Source organism: Paenibacillus tuaregi, from assembly GCF_900086655.1.
Lineage (GTDB): Bacteria > Bacillota > Bacilli > Paenibacillales > Paenibacillaceae > Fontibacillus > Fontibacillus tuaregi.
The window spans coordinates 4347318-4368407 of sequence record NZ_LT575476.1 but is presented as its reverse complement, the minus strand read 5'-3'; the positions used below and the strand labels follow the sequence as shown (position 1 = coordinate 4368407).

Here is a 21090-nt window from a genome sequence, read left to right as displayed (position 1 = left end):
AGGATCGAAATGGCAAAAATCGCGCTAAATGGTGCCAAGACTGTTGACTCTATCAAAAGTGGATATGTGACTTATGAAAGATGGAGATATTTTGGAGGAGACACTGATTCAGAGGGCAACCCGATACCACCAGCTTGGGTTTGGGATGGTACGGAAAGAACCAACGCCTTGATTAAAGGCCAGGGAGTCCAGGCAAGTTCAAAACTATATGTTAACGGGGTATCTGCTGCTGTGGTTGGGGACCTCATACCAGAGCAGTGGGTCGCTTCACCACCAGTACCCTCGAACAGCTATGATGTACAGTATCGCGATATATCCCCCGGTACTTCAGGAAGTGGGAATGGCGAGATAACAACGGGAAACAGCAGCAAGGTGTACTTAAATGGAAAATTGATTGCTGTCCAAGGCTCATCGGTGAAAACGTGCTTGGGTAATATGACCACACTTGCTGATGGTCAAGCTTTAGTGAATATGTAGAACCCCGAATATGGGGTTCTTTTGTATTTTCCAGCAGCTAACACAGCTATAAAGGAGGTGAAACTAACCATGACCATTCGTGAATCGCTTTTTTTCTCCTATGCGGGAAGAAGCTCTATCGACTATGGCATTCTCAACGTGAATATGAGCTCGGGCATGCTGGAGGAGCCGCTTGCAGCGTCCAGAGAGATTCTGGAGGAGTCCGTACGGGGCAGGGACCGGCCTTATTTCCAGGGAATCCGGAAATCACCGTTAAAGTTCAATGTGTCCTTTGCCTTTGAGGATTCATGGAATACGGCCAAGATGAACGAGGTTGCCCGTTGGTTAACCGAGCACACTTATTATCAGCCCTTGTTCTTCTCGAACGAAATTGGACGTGATCCCGAGCGCATTTATTATGCGTTGGTTGTAGATGAGCCCAATCTGGTTCATAACGGGCTTAGGCAGGGATACATTACCTTAACTTTCCGCTGTGATTCTCCCTATACGTATTCCCCGCAGCTTACATCGCGGGAATATAAGTGGGATCAGAAGCCTCTAGATGTACCTATTAGTGACTTTACAACGGGTAATTCGGCGGCTATGACTACAGATGGCAACGGATACTTGATTCTAAATCCTGTCCGTCCCAAACTTGCAGATATTCCGCCGAATACCAAATTAGCTGAACTCTAAAGAAAGGAGTGATTGGATGTCTAACGAAACCAAGCGGTTGCAGTTAAAAATACCTGATTTATATCATGATGAATTTTATCAATTCGTCATGGATCTGGCATCAAATTTTCAGACCATAGATGACCATGCTGAAGAGTATGCGGATTCGGTCCCTGTAACAGGGCAGTGGCCGTTGAAACAGCGCCTTTGGAACACTAATCCGTCGATAGGAGGATATATCGGCTGGGTCAACACACGAGCAGGCACCGCCGCTAACAAGTGGGAGAGCCTGAAACCTTACAAGAATGGGGACCTTGTGGTTCCTCATGAGGATAATGGACATGTCTATCAATGTATTCAGACCGGGTATTCGGGTTTGAAACAACCTGTATTTCCGGTAGCGATTGATGCTGAGGTACAGGATACGAATCAGGCAGGAGTATGGCAGGCTTCCAAGTATTATGAGAAGGATGAGCTGGTATTTCCGACCCTGGATAACGGGAGGTTCTACGTATGTATCCAAGCCGGGGAATCGGGGGATACCGAACCAAGCTGGTTGACCAATGAAGGAGCAACCACCTATGACAAGAATGCGGTATGGGCCAGTTACCGGATTGCCAAATGGAAAGAAGCGGGGGTCTCATGCTTATTCAGACCTTTCGGGATGATTGAGTAATGGCCAGACTGCTATCTTACTGCCATCTTAATGATGTGTATACATCCTTGCCCATACCGATCCCTTTACAAGCAGATGGGGTCATCACTAGTGTTCGATGGAAGAGTCAAGCTCCCGAACAATCACAGGTTATTGTACAGACCCGGTACTCCACCGATGGCCTCAATTGGTCTGAATGGAGGAACTGCATTAATGGCGGACAGATTCCAGAGCTGAATGAAGAGACTCCAACTTACGGTTTGTCGATCATGTACAGAGTTCTTATGAGTGCCAGACAGTATGATATCCATCCAACCTTTGAGCAGATTACTTTTAGCTTTGAGCCCGTAATTGTGTTTGATAACCAAGGCATGACAGCCTGCGAACCCGAGATTTGGATCACCAAAGTTGGCAGTGGGGACTTCTCAATGGTCTCTAATTCCAAACCGGGGGAAGAGTTTAAATTCAAGAATCTGGTAGATGGAGAAACTCTATATGTACATAATGAACATCAAAATATAGAGACAAGCCTTCCGGCTACATACCGGTATAAGGATTTCAATGATAACTATCTTTGCTTTCCTCCTGGCAAAAGCATTCTACATGTCACCGGTCAAGCTAACTTGAGGTTCAGATACCAATTCAAATACATATAAAGGGGGTGAGATATTGCCTGAATTAAAAACTTATCTGGAACTGAATGATCCTGTAAGTATCATTGCCCGTACCGGATCGCCTGAGGACCCGTTCAAAGACCGATCGGACTCGCTTCCTGTCATCAATGGAATGGTCACCTTGTTAGAGATTCCATCCTATACGGACAAGGTGCATATTGCCGGGTTAACTGAAATCGATCAGGAGGTCTTTGAAGCCAAGCGTGTATTAGGACCAAATGAATTTTTGGTCCACTATGGAAATGGGGCCGTACAGGTTCATCCTAGTCTGGAAGGCCGGACATTGCTCTGCCGGTATAAGGGCAGGGGGCTGATTATGTATCCGGCATCTCGGATTTATGCGCTGATTACCCGGCACCCGGACACGGTAACCACTCTTCAGGATTACATTGATGAGATTCAAAGGAAGCTGGATGAGACTTACCTGGCCATGGAGCGCATTGAGCAGATCATTAAAGAATCCAGGGAAGCGACCGGGCTTGCCAAATTGGCGGCGGACAACGCGAACCGGGCTGCCAGTGAGGCGGATCAGGCCAGAGATTTAGCCAATGATGCTTATAAAACAACCCGATTGGTCTATAAGGAAGCTGTGGCTGACCAGAAGGAACTGCACGATAAATACCCATATCCTAAAGTGGGCTGGACCGTGCAGACCTATAAAGACGGGAAAAGGTACAGATATGACGGAAGCAGCTGGGTCCTCATCGATATCTTTGGTTCGAACCTTCAGCCTGCCAATGAATACCGGGATGGACTCATGTCTTCAGGTGATTTTTCCAAGTTAAAATCATTTCCTGTAAGCATTAAAAACCGAGTTGTAGGTATCCCCCTATCCTCTTACTTGTTCCAAGGTGTGCAGGAATTACTTATCCCGTTCCCCTTTGACGGGGAGGTCATCGCTGTCAGAGCCATCTGCGGGGAAGGCGGAGAGACAGACACGGAGATTGCTATTGAGAAAACAGATAACCTGGCAACATGGACAAATATTTTAAGCAAAAATATCAGATTTAAGGCACTCAGCCATTATGACGATCAATCCGCAGCTGTAGGGATTACCAAGGTAAATGCCAATGAAATTTTCAGACTAAATGTCATTAAGCAAGGCATTAACATTCAGAATGTTACTGTAGAAATACTGATACACACATAAAATTTAAGGAGATGTTGTAAATGAAAGCACCGGGAGTATCATGGTATAATGCCACTCACACTCAAGAAATTAAGGAACCTTTCGATTTCAAAGTTATTGATGCTGGAGATAAGAGTTCTATATATACTTTCAATATTTGGAATAACAAGGGTGGTAGCGAGGAATGCGCGAAGATGGAGGACTGCTCAATTACTACCACAGATATGAAGTCTGGTACTGGGGAGGATGCAGGAAATATTGTTGAGGTTGTAAAAAACATGTGGTTCCATGCCCAAGTCGACTCTCTAGGAGAAACGGATATAGAAGCCGATACCTCAAAGATTGGCAAAGACCGCTCCAAACCGATCGGGACGAAGGGAAAGACGACGAAGGATAATACGGGAGCTGCATATCCAACCCCTTTCGTCCCAGCAGCCAAAGAAATTTTAGGGGTTAAGAACAACGGTACACCTGCAGATGCGGCAGGTAATTACGCCACAGTTAGCTTGCAGGCTCAAGTTCCCTTGGATGCAAGCAGCGGCCAGCAGAAATTTAAACTTAGAGTTTCCTATCGTTATGTATAAAAACTAAATAGGTATGTAGAAGAACCGGTTGATTAAGTCAGCCGGTTTCTTTTTAATTTCTCGCAATACAATGGGAGGCATTTTATGATCTTTGGAAATCGTTCTTATACCCGGTCACCTGTAGGGCAGTCTTTTGTCTGGGTGGCGGAGTACTATGACAATACAGCGTTATCCGAATTTGATTGGAAAACAAAAAAAACAAACAGTTTTTATGACATAGATCGCACCAAGCTTTATAAATTTGGACTTGTTGGAGAAGGATCACAGGTTTATTTTGATGTAGCTAATGGGGTTTTTAATCTCAATAATCACCGTCTTATGCTCTCATACATTGCAGGTGGTGTTGAATATGGCCTTACAGGGCGCACTCTGTTATACAACGACATTATTACATACAAGGATGCAGTGTCAGATGCCAAACTAACGGGCTTTGATCCGGGCGGGCAATTTGGCAATCAGATCGTTCAGTATAACTTTGGATATAAAAAGCAGATGGAGCTTGAGAATGTAAACATCAATTATCAAGCGGTTTTCTCCCTTCCATATTCGGAAAGCACCTTCTTGCAGGTCAAGATCACATCAGATCAAGATTTGGATGGCAAGCTGGTTATCCGCAGAAATGGGCTTATTGTTGATGAAATCAATGCCCCGTTGGTTGGTGGGAAAGTCGGTATTATCAATTGGGTTATCAAATAAGGAGGAAGTATGGAAAATTTGTATACAGATGTGTATCAGAGAATCTGGGGAAATTATAACATTCGTGGACGGATTACCGTCTCTTCGGCCAATAATTCACTTACGGTTAAGTCTTCTGATGGCGGTATTTATACTATTTCGGTCCCAGGCGGGGAATATCAGACGGATTACGTGCTTCAGCAATCGGATCTGGTTGACGTGATCAACCTAAAGCTTCAAGAAATATCGGCCCCGCTAACGGCCTATCTGGGTTCGATCTCCGCAGAAGAGAAACGAAATGATGTCGTGTTTCAAATGACAAATGCAAGCGAGATCACAGAGATGACAGGCTCTTTTTATGATGCTTTTTTCAAATGAAATGAGGTGAGAAAATGGCGGCTACTATACAAGAAATAGGAGTGCCTATTGATCTATCCAAGGGATACTTCAAGAACATGGTCTATGTTAATGGAGCTCTGCAGCTTCAGGAGATTAGAAAAGACGATAACGGCGTGTCTCTGTATCCGTCCAGTGGATTTTGGGAATCTGAGCCGGTATATATCAAAGACAAGATCACCACTTTTAAAAACGTTGCTAAGAACATTACGGTTAAAGGCTCAGGTACATATAAGATCTATACTTCATCTTCTCCCGATGGGGAAGCGTGGGTAGACTACCAACCCATTAATACGGATGGCAGCGTGAATAGTCCGAAAGACAGTTATGTGAAGTTGAAAGTCGAAGTGTTCGCGGGGGAAACCAACGCTACAATTACCGTAGATGAGTTTACAGAGCAAGGGAAGTATACTAATCCGTATGTTAATTCGGATACGGGAGCATTGGAAATAAAGAAGATTTACTCAAGCAGCTCCGAGAAAGATAATTCATGGACAGATAGCGGAGTTCTTTTTGTGAACAAAGTTCAGAAATCGAACTTCAAAAAGTTGGACATGGTGAAAGTGGAGGTGAAATGATATGGCGGTTCCAGCAACAACGGGGAGTTTAAGAACAAAGGTAAGTGAGATGGAGATTGGGGATTATATTGCTTTTTATTACGGAAATATAACTGGTCCTGCCACAGCAGGATCACCAGCTAAATTTGATAAATTAGGCTTAAATGGCAACGTGATAGAATTACCAGTTACGGGAAAGGCGAATCCGGATGGATACTTTTATTTTATAAAAGTTGATAAGGGGATTTTGTTAGCAGACAGAATCGTTCAAAATGGCATATCGTGGGATGCGTTGAATTTAGGAAAGTATATTCAAGGTGTTCCGTGGGACAGCGGAAATGCAATTCCTACTATGACAAGTAATACGGCTCCAAGTGGAGTGGCGAGTGTGAGCGGAGTTTACTCAGGATCATACGTTTATGACCCCTGGAAAGCCTTTGATAAAGTTACAAACAATACGGCCAATCGTTGGGTTGTACAAAACACATCAGGATGGATTAGTTATCAATTCACTTCACCGAAAGTTATCAGTAGTTATACACTTCTTGCCAGCAGCGCAGGGGGCAACGTAACGGATTGGCAGACTATCACCCCTAAATCATGGACATTTGAGGGATCAAACAATGGAATAGATTGGACTGTATTGGATACTCAAAAAGGTGTCACACCTTGGACAGATAATGTAAAGAAAATATTTTTATTTACCAACAATCAAGCGTATCAAACTTATAGATTGAACATCAGTGCCAACAATGGCGGTAACTTTGTTGGAATTAATGAAATCGAAATGATGGAGACAGTAGGTCTTATCCGTTCTCTTACAGGTGGAGTGGCTTATGCAGATGCTAACGGAAATAGTTCTGCTACCGATCAGGGCAAAGGTGCTTGGCCTACAAATTCAGAATGGGATAAATATATTGTTAATTTTCCAGTAAGTAAAATTCAAGTAGGAAAGACATTAGATGATGTGTTTCATTGGAGTAATGTCTCAACTTTAATCCAAGACACTCCTATTATAGCTTATTCAGCAGCAACAAATAGAGTAGTGCGTGGACGTAATAAAGCACAGGATTTTGAAGTTGTTGCTTCCTCTGTTTCGTCTCCTAATGCAGGATTTCGTCCTGTATTTGAATATAAGGAGGTGTAATTTATGGCTACAATTGGACAACAACTTACTTCGCCAGAGATAGGCTGGAAGAGGCATAACATGCCTACCGCAAAATACTCAGAAGGCGTTTGGGAGAACTATGGAAATTCCTATTTCAGGTCAGCAAACTTGAATGCAAAGATTTCATTCAAGTTTACTGGTACTAAGTTAAGGATTGTTACAACAATGTGGAGTGATCATTCTAATAAGATTTCAATTTCTATAGATGGAACCACAGAAGTATACTCGGAATCGACTTCAGAAACACGGCAAGCGTTAGTATTTGAAAAGTTAGGTCTGATTGATGGTCTGCATTATGTAGAAATATCCAACGCAACTAATAAATATATAACACTTAGCGATATAGACATTGATTCCACGGGTCGCTTATTCCATTCTGATGAAGTCACTAATATAAAAGACTTATCCGTTGGCAAGCGTATTCGCTGTCACTACAAATCTGCTGTAGCTGGGACTATAGGTGCTTTTAGTGGATTGGGACAAGAAACAAGTAACTTCATTCCTTCTACTAGCTCCGCTACGCCGGATGGCGACTTTTACTTCATTATGGCGGAGGACTGGAATAAGAAAAAGATGCTTATACCAGATCGTAATATTCAACATAGCATTTCGTGGGATGTTTTAAACAGCGCTGGTATTGCAAGCGGTAGCGGAGCGATACTAGACTTTCAATGTGTACCAACAATGAATGCAAACGATACATTAGAAATGGCAGTAGAAGGGTCACAATATAATGCCAATTACCCTCCTTATAAATTATTTGATGGTCAATTCGGCGCTTCGGATGGTATGTTTTGGGCATCTGCTACAGCAGGAGTAGAAACAGTTACAATTACTTTTAAAAATAAAACTCCTATAATTAACAAATACAATCTATATCCAAGAGTTGGATATTTGGATGCCGCTCCGAAAGATTGGTATTTTTACGGTTCTAATGATAAAACTAATTGGGTTAAATTAGACAGCAGAGTTGGAGAGTCCAAGTGGAGTTCATTGTCATCGCCAAATAGTTATTTATTTCAAAATGATAAGGCATACAAGTACTACAAATTCGTTTTCTCAAAAAATAATGGAAATCCTCTTTTCTATGAATTGTCAGAGATTGTTTTAGCAGAGAAGAAAAACTACTCATCTACTACTCGTTTATTGACTGGTGGTACATCGGCATCAGATACAGATAACGAATGGGATAAGTATATAGTTAACTCTACGCTCAATGGAACTATTACAGCAGGGGATAATAGTGTTTGGAATTCATCGTATTTATATACCTATACAAGTACAACTCATTCGTCTGGCTCAGGTAATAGAGTGTCTAGGGCGACTACAAAAAGCGGTTTGGTAGCATATGGTTCAGCAGTATCAAACACTGTGTATGCAAACTCAGGCTTCCGTCCTGTATTAATCATCGAAATGTCAACTGGAAATAAATCATTTATCTTATTCAATGGAGGGTATAAGAAGTGGAATACAGAAAATAAAGTATGGCAGACAGTTTCGACAACATTACCTTCATTGGACACTTTTATAAGTGACGGGATGGACGACTTATCTGTGTTTGATAGGAAAGCAACAACAATCGTGCAGAGTACGACTGCTAATGGATCGTTGGGATCAGGTAAGATGTTTAAAGGGAATATTGATCTGAAAAAGTATTTTGAAATAACCAATGTAACTGTGAAGTAGGATTCGAATAGTCCTACTTCTTTTGTTTTGTTAAAGTAAACGATTTTACCAAGAAAGTGAATAAAAAAAGATGAATATGTCATTTTGTATATGAAATGGTAAGGAGGGTGAAACATGGATATAATTGGCTCTGTTTTAGCGACACCAGAAGTAGGTTGGCAGAGAGTTGAAGAAACTAATATCAATATGACTTACGAGGGAACTTGGATTAACTATATTGATGCTAATTATACTAGTGGTGGATCATCAAAAAGAGGTTCGACTAATGCAAAAGCTAAACTTACATTTATAGGAACTCAATTTAGAGTTATTGGATTTGGTCATACATCTCTGTCTAATAGTATTGATGTGTATGTTGATGGAGTTAAAGTAGGAAATTTTAGTGAGGCAACCGCAAATACAAATGGAAAAATTTTAATGTTTGAAAAAACTGGAATGCAAAATGTAAGGCATGATATTGAATTAGTAAATATGGGTGCTGCGCTGTTTGATCTTGATGCTATAGATATTGAGTCCACGGCAAAGTTTATTAATAATAAAATCTTACTATCATCAGATATTAAGTTAGCTTCAATAAAGGATCAAAGATCGATTAATCTTATTCCTACCATGACCAGTAACACTTTGCCAGTAGGGAAAGCTTCAGCAAGCACAGAATATGATGCAAATTATCCAGCATGGAGAGCATTTGATAAACAAATTACACAAACTGGTGCTGCTAACAGTTGGCTTACTTCTGCAAATGTAGTTACGGGTTGGCTACAGTATGAGTTTTTAATACCAACTGCTGTAAATAAATATACTTTAATGCATGGCTTTAATTTAGTTAATACAGCTCCAAAGACATGGACTTTTGAAGGTTCAAATGACGGATTGGCCTATACAGTTTTAGATAGACAGTCAAATATTACAGACTGGGTTCTTTGGACAAAAAAAGAGTTCTCTTTTAACAATAACTCTAAGTATAAAATGTATAGAATCAACATTACTGCGAATAATGGAAGTACTGCATATGTTGGAATACAAGAGATGGAAATGTTTAATAACACATTTAAGTTGAAATATATCAATGGAAACCAAGACGAAAATATATTCATAGATCATGGATTGGATTCATTTGATACAAAAACTGGATATGATGGAATTGTTGACATTTCAAGGATATCGACATCTCTTAGTTCAGGAAGAACTTTTGAGCATTCCATTGATTTATCAAAGCGCCGAGTTGATAAGATTTCATTTCAGTAAGAAGTGGAAGTTTGTTACTCTATTTCTTTTTATGTCATTAAGTTATTTTATGCATTGATAGGAGGACCTAGATGAGCAATTTAGTAAATGCAACCCCAAAGTTCACAAGTGACACTGTTAGCGATATGCCAGGTTCTACTGTTATAGTTCCAAGCGATCTTGCTACTGGGACTACGTGGAGTGTTTTTGATGGAAATACTGCTACAGCAATTAGAAGTGCTACAACACCAATACTTCCAAATTATATAGGCTTGAACCTTCCAACTAAAAAGTTTATAAAGAAATACTCTCTTCTATTAAATGATAGTGGCTATTTAGGCATGACTGATTGGGAATTTCAAGGCAGTAATGATAATTTTACAACCTATGATGTCCTTCATATTGTGGCAGGGAAACCTGCTGTCGGCTCTCCTACTTTATTTGAATATGATCTACCTAATGTCACCAAGAAGTACAAATCTTTTCGAATTAAAGTAAATGGAAGGATTGGAGCTAATAGCTGGGGGTTAATTGAATTTAAAATATATGAACTGATATTTGAACATAAATTCTTGATTTCATCAGAAGATGCGACATATTCATTGCACAAAAAGCTCAAACCATTAATTCCAGTGATGAATGGATATGAAAATGCAGTTGGTAGTGTTATTGGATCAGGAAGCTATTTGACAAATTACACTTGGAAGGCATTTGATAATGATGATGCTACTTACTACGGCACTAGCTTCGTACCAGCCTCATCATATCCAGTTTATGTAGGTTTTAGATTCAATGATCCGGTATGTGTAAAAAGATATTCTTTTCTAGCTGGTCTAAGAACATTCAAATTTATGGCATCCAATAACGGAACTACATGGGACACGCTTGATACCAGAACATCGCTAGAGTCGAATACGACAACGACACAGACATTCGACATACAAAATAACAACTTTTATACGCACTATAAAATACAAGCAACTTTAGCGACAACTGGGAGTGATTGGATAAGCATCTTTTCGGCCCAGTTTTATGAGCTACCACCAACCGTATTGATAACTTGTACAGCCAATGAAAATAATTTTGTTAATCATGGTATGGAAAGAGGGTTCAATATCGATACAAGTGAACAATTAAATACTATTAAACATATAAGACAGAATTCAACATCCCTTGGGTCAGGTAAGGTATTCAAGCAGAAAATCGACACAACAAAAAGACCAATTAAGAAAGTATCAATCACATAACCAAATAAAATGATTGTTTTAAAGAAAGGAGCAGAGAAATTGTTATGGCTGGACTATATACGGTTAAAACTCCTATCTCAAATAACGGAGCATCAAATAGGCCGATCATTGGCTACAAAATGGTATTCAACAAAGATTTAAACATAACTAGCATGTTTTTTTATAGAAACGGGATGTATGCTGCTGGTCAGGTGCAACCAAGGATATATGATAAAAATGGCGTTCTTGTTGGATCTAATACACCAAAGACAAGTTCGTATATTAGTGATTCTGGTTATTGGCAAGAACTTGCTTTTTCGTCACCTGTAAAGATACTTGCAGGTCAGGAATGTCTTATTGGCGTTTACTATAGCGGTTCAAATCTGGCTGGCATAGTACCTGGGAATTTACCGCCAAAAATTGTGGAGGGGAGTTCGGGATTAGAAATCACCCTAAAAGGTTTGTATTCAAATTCAATAGATTCATTCCCTACAACACTTGAATCGAATCTTCAATTCTCTTTTGGTCTCACGTTTTCTGTGGTAGAGAGTAGAGTGTTAATTTTTAATAATGGACAATATAAATACTTCGATAATGAATGGCGAAATTTAGGTGGCGCAGTTTTAGAAACCGATTTTTTATCACACGGAATGTCATCAATCGAAACGATCTCGGATAACGATTGGAGTCAACTTCAAGGCGAAGTAGAACTATGCTACTACACAGATGATCCATCAAAAACCGAAGCCCAATTCACCATCGAAACAACTCCCTTCACACTCGCAGAAGAGTGGGAAGACCAGACTATCAAGATCATCGAATACACTGACGATCCTAATCAAACCGAGTCATCTGTGACGTTGGAAACCGAGCCATTTACCTTGTACGATGAACTTGGTGACTCTGTAGATGTTCTGTATTACACAGATGATCCGTCAGCAACTAGTAAGAATCTGGAGATCACAGCAAATTACAGTCCATTAGATGAGTTAACAGGTGATTTTGACATCCTAACCTGGACAGAGGATGAGTCATTAACGACATCCAACTTAACCCTAAAAGCACTTCCTTTTGAACAACTGCTACTCCAGCCATCAGACTTTAAAATAAACGGTTCACTTCAATCCATCATTGTGAATAAAATTACAAGCCAGTTTCCAGAAGGAACCCACAAATACATAGTATCGTTCGATTCCGGGCAGACGTGGGAGGCTTATAAATCTAAGAAGTGGTTGAAAGTTAATCCAACGAATCTGGAAGAAGTCAAGACATACGCTATGTCGCTTGCTACCTTACAGACTCTAAAGGAAGCAGCGTTTGCCGGCAAAGGAAAACAAATTCGAATAGGTTATTATCTGGATAATAGTATCCATCGTGAAGAAGAAGTGAAACTCGATAATCTCAAATTGGTTACGAAATCACCAACCGATGATGTTAAATTTAACGAACTGTCCTTCTACTTGTTGAACACGGTTGCTACCTTACAGATGAAACTAACTGGGAATAAGCTTACAGGGAGCCTGGATGACACAGATAAGGGAAAGGTACAGTACCGGGCTCTTCTGAACGGTAAACCTTACTTTCCTGTTACTGGTGAGTTCACGGCTTTAGCGCCTTCTCCTGTAGATATTCACTTGAATATCTCGGAGAGGGCTATTTTGTTTAATCAGCCCAATACGATTCGAGTCGAGTTCCAGGATGCCTGGAGGCAGACCGACTTCTGGGAAGCCCAGTTCATAGGAACTTATTCCGGGCTCATGTTTATGGATGAAAAAGGGGAGTATCTGTCCGATACGTTTGGCGGGCTGCTTAAATATCTTAATTTCGACATCATTATTGCCGGGCAAACAACGCTGGAACAAAAAGTAGTTATCAAGAATCAACTGGGTTATCCAATCAAGAATCTTACGCTAGAGGTCATGAACGATAAGCTTCCAGAGGGAGTAAATGTTGAATTATCAAGAAAAGCGAATCCATTTATAGGGTCACCTAAGTTAGGCTTTAATCAAGTAATAAATCCGGATGAAACTATAGAAGTTTATGTTAGAGTCGCCACAACAATTGACGCGAAGCCATGGCCTGGGGGTCAATTTGAGATAAGGGCCAAGGCGGACAAATTAACATAATCTCAATACAATGAGATTGGATGTGAAGAAAATTGAACGATGTTTTTGACCTGATTGGAAGCTTATCGATAAGAACTCCATCGAATACGGCATTAGGGAAGTTTGTTTTATATGGATCTGGCACAGCAGAGATAGAGTCTTTGATTGATATTAAGCAAAAGGGAACTGCTCCGATTGATTCCCTAATATCGGTCAGAGTTCAAGAAACAGATGAACTCGATTCATCCTTGAACATTATGTACCGGGGAAATGGGGACCGGGAGGCACTCATCCTGGCCATTTCATCAACCTATATGGATAGTGTGATAGAAGTCAGACCTCACAATCAGGCATTCGGCAGGTTTGAGCTTTTAGAAGCTCCAAGAAAGACAGCGAAGCTCTCTCCAATAGCGGATGCGACAGTCCGCAGCAGTGAGGACTACAAGACCATCAATTATGGCGAGCTGCGGACCATGGGGGCGGGTTCTAATGCTAATGAGTATTTTGAATCATTTATTAACTTTGGGGATTTAAGCAAAGCGATTCCCGATTTGCGGATTGTCAAAGAAGCTAAGCTGAGACTTTATTACACGGGTATTTACCCCAAAGACCAGGTTATTAAGCTTTCCCAACCGGACAAACTTTGGCGGGAGTATGGAGTAAATTATGTAAACAGGCCCCTGCCGGTCTCATTATTAAAAGACAAGTATACAGTTAATGAAACGGAATGGTATATCGAGTTCGATATTATGGATGTCGTTGCTCAGTGGCAAAATGACACTTTGCCCAACTATGGTTTCATTATTACTTCGGACGAGCCTTCTTTGTATTACTTTTATACAAGGGAGTCCAGCAAACCGCCTACCTTGCAAATAACATATATCACTAATCAAATCTATTCTATTGGTAGGTCTGAGATCCAATCCCAGATGTTCATTTGGGGAATCGGGAGATCAGAACGATCTGCTGTGTTGGAAGTACATAGTGATTATGGATTTAGCGAACGTAGCGGTATGCTTTATGTGCATCGGCCAGAAGTTCCCCTCTTATCAGAACAAGATGGGGCGATTGGCGTAACAAGAAACTGGATATCTGGTAATTTAACTTCGGCCTACAGAGACAACAAGGAAATTGAGGCCATGATTGGGTACTATTACCGGAAGACGGATGCAAGGGATTTCTTACTCTCAGTTAGTACTCCAGAGAAAGAAGCCTACATTACCGTTGACCCTAGACGAAGTCTGCCTGCTCTCATTCAAGCCAAGGCTATAAAGTCGAGTGACAGGGAATCTAATCTCACGGTGTCCAGGCCTTCCCAAGTGGGGCAAATTACCACATCTAAGTATAAAAGAACTCAAAGTGAAATCGATTGTACTCTCACATATGCCATTCAGAAATCTTCCGAAATCAATGCTTCTATCTCCATATCCAGGCCGGAGATTACGGGGAAACTAGCTGTAAGAGTAACTGAGGCCAGTCTAAGAGAGGGAATTATTGAAGTTCCTTATAGTTTCAATCTTGAATCAAGTCTCTCTGTTTCGAGACCGAGTGTTCCATCTATGATTAGTGTCCATTATAAAAGTGATATGGATGGGCATATTGAAGTAAAAGAACGGGTTGAACTGGATTGCTCCTTAATGGTGTACAGTGTAAGCTCGATTGAAGCAACGATGCTTGTAATGCAGCACAATGAGATAAATACAACTCTGTATGTTAGCAAACCGGAGCTTTCAGCCTATGTGCAGGCAAGGGTGCCTGGTTCTGCTGAGTTAGCTGGATTGGCCGACATTAGAATTAAAGACGCCAGAGATCTGGACTGCATTTTTAGAGCAAGAGGGCAAACCAGAAACACGTATTATTATATTCTGTAAGCAAATATATCAATTAATCTCAATTAGGACTCCAACCCGGAGTCCTTTTTATTTTGAACATGGGAGGTCAAATTGTGTATGCAAAAATACTAAATCTGAGTGTGGCTGTGATGGGCAGCGGCACCAGCTACTTATATGGAGGCATGAGCGCTATGCTTGAATTCTTACTGCTGCTCGTCGTCGTGGATTATGTAACTGGAATTGTGGCCAGCATTAAGGAAGCTAGAGCCGGAATGTCCACTAAGGGACTTTCGAGCAAGAGAGGTTCTATTGGGCTGGCTAAGAAGGGCATCATGTTCCTGATTATTGCGGTTATGCACCGGGCGGATGTAATTCTGGATATGAATGTGCTGATGGCAGGTGCCATTTGGTTCTACGTATCCAACGAGCTTATCAGTGTAACAGAGAACTTGGGACGACTGGATATGAAGCTGATTCCGCCGCAGCTGAAGGAAGTCATTGCGGTGCTGAAGAACAAGGACGGTGACCGGCATGAAGCAGAAAGGTAACTTCCTGCTTATGAAGCCTTCCGAGTTCAGGGGATGGCTGAGCAAGCAAAAGGTCATCCGGAACATATCCCGGCTGCAGGTTCACCATACCGCCTCCCCGAATTACTCAACACGGGGGATTCGGGAGGGTGCCGCTCGCCAGGATTACTTCGTATGCCTCGAAGGCATGCGGAATTATCATATTCAGACGCAGGGGTGGTCAGCTACTGGCCAGAACATCACCACCTTCGAAGATGGCACTATTGCCATCAGTTTAGACCGGGATTTGAATCACACTCCGGCAGGCATCAAGGGGGCCAATACGGGGGCAATCTGCATTGAGAATATTGGCAGCTTTGACCGGGGAGGCGACCTGATTACAGAAGAACAGCGGAAGTCGATCCTGCATCTCTACGCCTGTCTGGCTGAGAAGTTCAATATCCCTGTCGATACCGATCATATCGTGTATCATGCCTGGTATACCCGGTCCGGAGAGCGGATGGCCGATTACACCCCGGGCAGGTCCAGCAAAACCTGTCCCGGCACGAATTTCTGGGGAGACGGCAATACGGTACTGGCAGCCAATCGAAACTTTATTCCTCAGATTGCTGCTGAACTTGCTAGATTGAAGAACAAAAAGCCGACCCCGGATCAGATCAGCAATATAAATGATAATTCAATTAATAAGGAGGACGAACCCATGACACCCACGGAAAAGAAAATGATGGACGAGCTGAAAGCTCAAGTGAATGGGCTGCTTAAGGCTCAGAGTATGGACGTGCCGTCCTATGCCAAGCCGGCAATAGACAAGCTGACCCAAATGAAAGATAGAAACGGGCATCCGATCATCGATACCCCGGACGGCCGCAGTGCCGACTTCTACGCACTGGCTACGGTTCTGGATCGGCTGGGCATGCTAGACCGGTAAATAGAGCGTTAACGAGCAGGCCAGGAAACTTAAAACTAAAAGCACCGCTTAAGTCTCGGCATATGGCCGACCAGCCATCCAAGCATGCCCCGGACCACGCATCCGTGCGCACAGGGAGTGCGCTGCCATTTAAGCTTCTCCGTCATTTAACTCACACTTATAGCCTTCTGCGGCGGATTCTGCACATAATAGTCCGCGGGAGGCCTTTTGCGGATAGATTTGGTGCTCAGGCAGCTTCCGGTGATCCATACTGATGTAATTTAATGCAGAAACATACTGAACAACAGCCGTATCGTATACGTATTCTAGATTCAATCCCTCATCTAATCTTTCCTCAAATTGCCGCACCATGTTATCCGGGCAAGCATGCTGAAACAGCCGCTCCAAGGCCAACCTCTTATTTCGTTGAAAAGAAACCTCAAACTCGCGATACGAGGCGAATCTAGTACTCCTAATCTTGTATTCATGGAACTCAAAAATCAACTCTCTAAAACCCTCAGTATTACCATCCCACATGGAATATAACTTTCGAAAATCAGCCTCGTTCTTGACATCAAAGATAACCATCCGATACATCAAGGTTCTCTCCCAGTTCAACTCCCTAATCAAGAAACTTAGAAAAGCCTCTTTACTATCCCAAGCGTTGTTGATGATATCCATTCGTTGACTAAAGGTTTTATCCCACATAAATGATTCAAATCTCCTTAATCTCCAGGTCTAAAATCACAAGTGTCCGTGGGATAATTTTACTACATAAGAACATATGTTCGCAATAAATATAAAACGACATAATTCTAGTTTTTTTGCCAAATTCGATTGTGAAATTTATTATTGAGAAATTCCTAACCGTTTGATCTTGCGTAACGGAATAAATTATGTATAATTGAGCATAACGACGAAACAAGTGTGTAACGTCATGGATTTCGTCAAGCTTTTCCACAATTAAATAACCTTAATTAGGACGTCTACGTAGACAACTAATTAATCAACGTTTTCTTATCAAGAGTAGGTGGAGGGACCAGCCCAATGAAACCCGGCAACCGGCGAGCAATCGCACGGTGCTAATTCTTGCAGAACTTCAGGCAGCCGCAAGGCCCTGAGTCTCTGAGAGATGAGAGAGGCGCATATATATCAAGGATATGACCTTTCTCTATAGAGAAAGGTCATTTTTTGTATGCCCCCGCTTCTGACATAGGAAACCGCACCCAAACCCATGAAGGAGTGAACGAGACATGCCAATCAAAGTACCTGACACCTTACCCGCCAAAGAAGTTCTTATTAACGAGAACATCTTCGTGATGGATGAAAGCCGTGCTTATCACCAGGACATCCGCCCGCTGCGGATTGCTATCTTGAACCTGATGCCTACGAAAGAAACTACGGAGTCGCAAATTCTGCGCCTGCTGGGCAATACTCCGCTGCAAGTGGAGATCGTGCTGCTGCATCCGCGTTCCCACACATCCAAGAACACGTCGGCGCGGCACTTGGAAATGTTCTATAAAACATTTGACGAGATCAAGAAACAGCGCTTTGATGGAATGATTATTACGGGAGCTCCGGTGGAACAAATGGAGTTCGAAGAGGTAAACTACTGGGATGAGCTGAAAGAGATTTTTGAATGGACGAAGACCCATGTCACTTCAACTCTTCATATATGTTGGGCTTCTCAGGCAGGTCTGTATCATCACTTCGGCGTACCAAAGGTACCCCTGGAGGACAAATGCTTTGGTGTTTTCCCGCATACAGTCAATATTCCGAACGTGAAGCTGCTGCGCGGCTTTGATGAGGTGTTCTATGTGCCTCATTCCCGCCATACCACGGTGCGGAAAGAGGATATCGAGCGCAGTGAAGAGCTTGAGATTCTGGCAGAGTCCGAGGACGCGGGAATTTATTTGGTTGCGACCAAGGACGGCAAGCAGATTTTTGTGACTGGGCACTCGGAATATGATCCTTTATCCCTGAAGTGGGAATATGACCGTGATGTGAATAAAGGGATGGAAGTTGCCCTTCCGGTAAATTACTTCCCGAAGGATGATCCTACCCGCACACCGCCTTCGACTTGGCGGGCTCATGCGAACTTATTATTTTCCAATTGGCTTAATTACTATGTGTATCAGGAAACACCGTATGACATGGAAGCTCAAGCAGACTATGTGTACCACATCTAAATTAGGGGGTTAATCTACGTTATGGCAGACAAAGAGCTTCACATTGAGAGCAGACTGGCGCAGATCGGTTCCGTTGAGGAGCCGGTTACCGGAGCGATTAATTATCCGATCTACCAGGCAACCGCCTTCCGTCACCCGCGCCTCGGGCAGAGCACCGGATTTGATTATTCACGGACCAAAAGCCCAACCCGCGCAATTCTGGAGGCTGCTGCAGCCAAGCTTGAATCCGGGGATGCCGGATTCGCCTGCAGTTCCGGAATGGCGGCGCTACAGACGATTTTCACATTGTTTGCGCAAGGGGACCATCTGATTGTATCCCTGGATCTATACGGGGGAACCTACCGGATGATCGAGCGGATTCTGGGCAAATACGGCATTACGGCTTCGTATGTGGACACAAATGATCTGGATGCGCTCGAACAGGTGCGCCAGCCGAATACCAAAGCGCTAATTGTGGAGACTCCAACGAATCCCCTGATGATGGTTACAGATATCGGGGCGGCGTGTACATGGGCCAAGCGGCATGGAATCCTGACCGTGGTGGACAATACGCTGCTGACCCCGTTCTTCCAGCGTCCGATTGAGCTTGGAGCGGATATTGTCATTCACAGTGCTTCCAAATATTTGGGCGGTCATAACGATGTGCTGGCGGGCCTTATTGTGACAAAAGGAAAAGAGCTGTCTGAAGAAATCGCCTTTCTTCATAATTCCATTGGGGCAGTGCTGGGTCCGACGGATTCCTACCAATTGATGCGCGGCATGAAGACGCTGGCGCTTCGCATGGAGCGCCATGAAAGCAACGCGCTGGCAATCGCCCGGCATCTGCAATCTCATCCGCAGATTGCCGAAGTGTTCCATCCGGGTCTGCCTGAGCATCCCGGGCATGAGATTCAGAGCCGGCAGGCCAGCGGCAACACAGGGATTTTCTCCTTCAAGGTGAAGGATGCCCGTCTTGTTGAGCCGATCCTGCGGCATCTGGATCTGATTGCCTTTGCGGAGAGCCTCGGCGGGGTAGAATCGCTGATGACTTATCCGGCGATCCAGACGCATGCGGATATTCCTGCTGAAATCCGGGATGCGGTAGGGGTTGATGACCGGCTGCTCCGCTTCTCGGTGGGGATTGAGCATGTGGACGATCTGATTGCCGATCTGGACCGGGCTATTGAAGCTGCGCGGGCCGAAATTGAAGGAGGACAGGCAGTATGAGCGGACAAGAACGGAAATTTGATACCAAGCTGATTCATTTTGGCTCCGAGATTGATGAGACGACCGGGGCTTCCAGTGTGCCGATTTACCAGGCCTCCACGTTCCATCATCATGATATTTTTAATCCCCCTGTCCATGACTACAGCCGCTCGGGGAATCCAACCCGCCAAGCGCTGGAGGATTACATTGCAGTGCTGGAGGGCGGCGTTCGCGGTTTTGCCTTCTCCACCGGCATGTCCGCCATTTCGACCACCTTCATGCTGCTGTCGGCGGGCGACCATATTATCGTCACGGAAGATGTATACGGTGGTACATACCGGCTGCTGACGACGATCCTCAGCCGGATGAAGATTGAGACAACCTTCGTGGACATGACCGATCTGGAGGCAGTGAAATCTGCACTTCAGCCGAATACCAAGGCGGTCTATATCGAGACGCCATCGAATCCAACGCTGAAGATTACGGATATTGCGGCCGTAGCCGGATGGGCGAAGGCGCAGGGTCTGATCAGCATTGTGGACAATACGTTCATGACGCCGTATTATCAGCGTCCGCTGGAGCTTGGCGTTGATATCGTGCTGCACAGTGCGACCAAATTCCTGGGCGGGCACAGCGACGTGCTTGCCGGCCTGGCCGTTGCAGGCAGCGAAGAGCTTGCGAAGCAGCTCAAGTATCTGCAAAATGGCATGGGCACTGTGCTGGGTGCCCATGAGTCGTGGCTGCTGATGCGCGGCATGAAGACGCTGGGTGCGCGCATGGCGCACAGCGAGATCAGCGCGCGCAAGCTCGCGGGTTGGCTCAGTCGCCGGAATGATATCGGCGCTGTGTATTATCCCGGCCTGCCGGAGCATCCGGGCCGGGAGGTGCAGGAGAAGCAGTCGACCGGTTATGGCGCGGTCGTCTCCTTCGACGTAGGCTCGGGCGAGCGTGCCAAGCAGGTGCTGAGCGATGTGAAGCTGCCGCTGGTAGCGGTGAGCCTGGGCGCGGTGGAGAGTATTTTATCGTATCCGGCGATGATGTCTCATGCCTCCATGCCTGCGGAAGTGCGTGCGGAGCGAGGGATTACGGATGGACTGCTGCGCTTCTCGGTAGGTCTTGAAGACATTGATGATCTGATTCAGGATCTGGAGCAGGCTCTTGAGAATAGTCCCAAGTAGGTGAATGAGTGCTTTATTATAAAGATATTTAAAGTTCAACAAATGTTCATATTTGACGT

General features: G+C 43.6%; 21 protein-coding genes and 1 riboswitch. Of the genes, 20 read left to right on the top strand and 1 reads right to left on the bottom strand.

From position 1 onward, the window contains the following. Positions 1 to 9 precede the first annotated feature (9 nt). From BN6628_RS19535 to BN6628_RS19455, 17 genes are all read left to right on the top strand, one after another. Positions 10 to 477 (top strand): PAAR domain-containing protein, encoded by a 468-nt coding sequence (locus tag BN6628_RS19535; RefSeq protein WP_068620012.1) that lies wholly within the window; start codon positions 10 to 12, stop codon positions 475 to 477. A 69-nt stretch (positions 478 to 546) separates the two neighbouring features. Then, the gene (locus BN6628_RS19530) at positions 547 to 1152 is read left to right on the top strand and encodes a phage tail domain-containing protein (RefSeq protein WP_068620011.1); all 606 of its coding nucleotides are present in this window, start codon (positions 547 to 549) and stop codon (positions 1150 to 1152) included. Between the two features lie 16 nt (positions 1153 to 1168). Next, positions 1169 to 1807: a hypothetical protein gene (locus BN6628_RS19525; protein WP_068620010.1), complete on the top strand. Its 639-nt coding sequence runs from the start codon at positions 1169 to 1171 to the stop codon at positions 1805 to 1807. Then, positions 1807 to 2442: a phage tail domain-containing protein gene (locus tag BN6628_RS19520; RefSeq protein WP_068620009.1), complete on the top strand. Its 636-nt coding sequence runs from the start codon at positions 1807 to 1809 to the stop codon at positions 2440 to 2442. Before BN6628_RS19525 ends, BN6628_RS19520 begins: the two co-directional genes overlap by 1 nt. Before the next feature lie 13 nt (positions 2443 to 2455). After that, complete coding sequence (locus tag BN6628_RS19515; RefSeq protein WP_068620008.1) at positions 2456 to 3610, top strand: hypothetical protein; 1155 nt, start codon at positions 2456 to 2458, stop codon at positions 3608 to 3610. Positions 3611 to 3630: 20 nt separating this feature from the next. After that, complete coding sequence (locus tag BN6628_RS19510) at positions 3631 to 4173, top strand: hypothetical protein (RefSeq protein ID WP_068620007.1); 543 nt, start codon at positions 3631 to 3633, stop codon at positions 4171 to 4173. Between the two features lie 84 nt (positions 4174 to 4257). After that, the gene (locus BN6628_RS19505) at positions 4258 to 4869 is read left to right on the top strand and encodes a hypothetical protein (protein ID WP_068620006.1); all 612 of its coding nucleotides are present in this window, start codon (positions 4258 to 4260) and stop codon (positions 4867 to 4869) included. Between the two features lie 9 nt (positions 4870 to 4878). Beyond that, positions 4879 to 5226 carry a hypothetical protein gene (locus tag BN6628_RS19500; RefSeq protein ID WP_068620005.1) on the top strand — a complete coding sequence of 116 codons (348 nt, stop codon included), beginning with the start codon at positions 4879 to 4881 and terminating at the stop codon, positions 5224 to 5226. Positions 5227 to 5240: 14 nt separating this feature from the next. Next, entirely contained in the window at positions 5241 to 5822 is a 582-nt protein-coding gene (locus BN6628_RS19495) for a hypothetical protein (protein WP_068620004.1), read from the top strand. Position 5823: 1 nt separating this feature from the next. Beyond that, entirely contained in the window at positions 5824 to 6948 is a 1125-nt protein-coding gene (locus BN6628_RS19490; protein ID WP_068620003.1) for a discoidin domain-containing protein, read from the top strand. 3 nt (positions 6949 to 6951) lie between these two features. Continuing rightward, positions 6952 to 8655 carry a discoidin domain-containing protein gene (locus tag BN6628_RS19485; protein WP_068620002.1) on the top strand — a complete coding sequence of 568 codons (1704 nt, stop codon included), beginning with the start codon at positions 6952 to 6954 and terminating at the stop codon, positions 8653 to 8655. Positions 8656 to 8769: 114 nt separating this feature from the next. Next, positions 8770 to 9903 carry a discoidin domain-containing protein gene (locus BN6628_RS19480; protein WP_068620001.1) on the top strand — a complete coding sequence of 378 codons (1134 nt, stop codon included), beginning with the start codon at positions 8770 to 8772 and terminating at the stop codon, positions 9901 to 9903. A gap of 71 nt (positions 9904 to 9974) precedes the next feature. After that, on the top strand, positions 9975 to 11129 hold the full coding sequence (locus BN6628_RS19475) for a hypothetical protein (protein ID WP_068620000.1): 1155 nt from the start codon (positions 9975 to 9977) through the stop codon (positions 11127 to 11129). A gap of 44 nt (positions 11130 to 11173) precedes the next feature. Beyond that, on the top strand, positions 11174 to 13234 hold the full coding sequence (locus BN6628_RS19470) for a DUF4082 domain-containing protein (RefSeq protein ID WP_068619999.1): 2061 nt from the start codon (positions 11174 to 11176) through the stop codon (positions 13232 to 13234). A 32-nt stretch (positions 13235 to 13266) separates the two neighbouring features. After that, positions 13267 to 15084 (top strand): DNRLRE domain-containing protein, encoded by a 1818-nt coding sequence (locus BN6628_RS19465; RefSeq protein WP_068619998.1) that lies wholly within the window; start codon positions 13267 to 13269, stop codon positions 15082 to 15084. 74 nt (positions 15085 to 15158) lie between these two features. Further along, positions 15159 to 15593 carry a phage holin family protein gene (locus BN6628_RS19460; protein WP_235847670.1) on the top strand — a complete coding sequence of 145 codons (435 nt, stop codon included), beginning with the start codon at positions 15159 to 15161 and terminating at the stop codon, positions 15591 to 15593. Then, positions 15577 to 16500 carry a peptidoglycan recognition protein family protein gene (locus tag BN6628_RS19455; protein WP_068619997.1) on the top strand — a complete coding sequence of 308 codons (924 nt, stop codon included), beginning with the start codon at positions 15577 to 15579 and terminating at the stop codon, positions 16498 to 16500. Before BN6628_RS19460 ends, BN6628_RS19455 begins: the two co-directional genes overlap by 17 nt. A 129-nt stretch (positions 16501 to 16629) precedes the next feature. Here the strand turns inward: BN6628_RS19455 and BN6628_RS19450 are convergent, their stop codons facing one another. Then, positions 16630 to 17187: a hypothetical protein gene (locus BN6628_RS19450; RefSeq protein ID WP_068619996.1), complete on the bottom strand. Its 558-nt coding sequence runs from the start codon at positions 17185 to 17187 to the stop codon at positions 16630 to 16632. A gap of 306 nt (positions 17188 to 17493) precedes the next feature. Beyond that, a riboswitch (SAM riboswitch) is annotated at positions 17494 to 17618 on the top strand. A 114-nt stretch (positions 17619 to 17732) separates the two neighbouring features. Between BN6628_RS19450 and metA the strand changes: the two genes are divergently transcribed. The 3 genes from metA to BN6628_RS19435 are packed head-to-tail and all read left to right on the top strand — an operon-like array spanning position 17733 to position 21031. Further along, the gene (metA, locus tag BN6628_RS19445) at positions 17733 to 18668 is read left to right on the top strand and encodes a homoserine O-acetyltransferase MetA (RefSeq protein ID WP_068619995.1); all 936 of its coding nucleotides are present in this window, start codon (positions 17733 to 17735) and stop codon (positions 18666 to 18668) included. Between the two features lie 21 nt (positions 18669 to 18689). Next, positions 18690 to 19874: an aminotransferase class I/II-fold pyridoxal phosphate-dependent enzyme gene (locus BN6628_RS19440; protein ID WP_068619994.1), complete on the top strand. Its 1185-nt coding sequence runs from the start codon at positions 18690 to 18692 to the stop codon at positions 19872 to 19874. Beyond that, positions 19871 to 21031 carry a trans-sulfuration enzyme family protein gene (locus BN6628_RS19435; RefSeq protein ID WP_068619993.1) on the top strand — a complete coding sequence of 387 codons (1161 nt, stop codon included), beginning with the start codon at positions 19871 to 19873 and terminating at the stop codon, positions 21029 to 21031. The genes BN6628_RS19440 and BN6628_RS19435 overlap by 4 nt, the downstream gene beginning before the upstream one ends. Positions 21032 to 21090 lie beyond the last annotated feature (59 nt).

What these genes read in the sequence shown, in the direction of transcription:
- BN6628_RS19535 (WP_068620012.1), top strand. Translation starts at nt 10, where the DNA reads ATGGCAAAAATCGCGCTAAATGGTGCCAAGACTGTTGACTCTATCAAA.
- BN6628_RS19530 (WP_068620011.1), top strand. Translation starts at nt 547, where the DNA reads ATGACCATTCGTGAATCGCTTTTTTTCTCCTATGCGGGAAGAAGCTCT.
- BN6628_RS19525 (WP_068620010.1), top strand. Translation starts at nt 1,169, where the DNA reads ATGTCTAACGAAACCAAGCGGTTGCAGTTAAAAATACCTGATTTATAT.
- BN6628_RS19520 (WP_068620009.1), top strand. Translation starts at nt 1,807, where the DNA reads ATGGCCAGACTGCTATCTTACTGCCATCTTAATGATGTGTATACATCC.
- BN6628_RS19510 (WP_068620007.1), top strand. Translation starts at nt 3,631, where the DNA reads ATGAAAGCACCGGGAGTATCATGGTATAATGCCACTCACACTCAAGAA.
- BN6628_RS19505 (WP_068620006.1), top strand. Translation starts at nt 4,258, where the DNA reads ATGATCTTTGGAAATCGTTCTTATACCCGGTCACCTGTAGGGCAGTCT.
- BN6628_RS19500 (WP_068620005.1), top strand. Translation starts at nt 4,879, where the DNA reads ATGGAAAATTTGTATACAGATGTGTATCAGAGAATCTGGGGAAATTAT.
- BN6628_RS19495 (WP_068620004.1), top strand. Translation starts at nt 5,241, where the DNA reads ATGGCGGCTACTATACAAGAAATAGGAGTGCCTATTGATCTATCCAAG.
- BN6628_RS19490 (WP_068620003.1), top strand. Translation starts at nt 5,824, where the DNA reads ATGGCGGTTCCAGCAACAACGGGGAGTTTAAGAACAAAGGTAAGTGAG.
- BN6628_RS19485 (WP_068620002.1), top strand. Translation starts at nt 6,952, where the DNA reads ATGGCTACAATTGGACAACAACTTACTTCGCCAGAGATAGGCTGGAAG.
- BN6628_RS19480 (WP_068620001.1), top strand. Translation starts at nt 8,770, where the DNA reads ATGGATATAATTGGCTCTGTTTTAGCGACACCAGAAGTAGGTTGGCAG.
- BN6628_RS19475 (WP_068620000.1), top strand. Translation starts at nt 9,975, where the DNA reads ATGAGCAATTTAGTAAATGCAACCCCAAAGTTCACAAGTGACACTGTT.
- BN6628_RS19470 (WP_068619999.1), top strand. Translation starts at nt 11,174, where the DNA reads ATGGCTGGACTATATACGGTTAAAACTCCTATCTCAAATAACGGAGCA.
- BN6628_RS19455 (WP_068619997.1), top strand. Translation starts at nt 15,577, where the DNA reads ATGAAGCAGAAAGGTAACTTCCTGCTTATGAAGCCTTCCGAGTTCAGG.
- BN6628_RS19450 (WP_068619996.1), bottom strand. Translation starts at nt 17,187, where the DNA reads ATGTGGGATAAAACCTTTAGTCAACGAATGGATATCATCAACAACGCT.
- metA (WP_068619995.1), top strand. Translation starts at nt 17,733, where the DNA reads ATGCCAATCAAAGTACCTGACACCTTACCCGCCAAAGAAGTTCTTATT.
- BN6628_RS19440 (WP_068619994.1), top strand. Translation starts at nt 18,690, where the DNA reads ATGGCAGACAAAGAGCTTCACATTGAGAGCAGACTGGCGCAGATCGGT.
- BN6628_RS19435 (WP_068619993.1), top strand. Translation starts at nt 19,871, where the DNA reads ATGAGCGGACAAGAACGGAAATTTGATACCAAGCTGATTCATTTTGGC.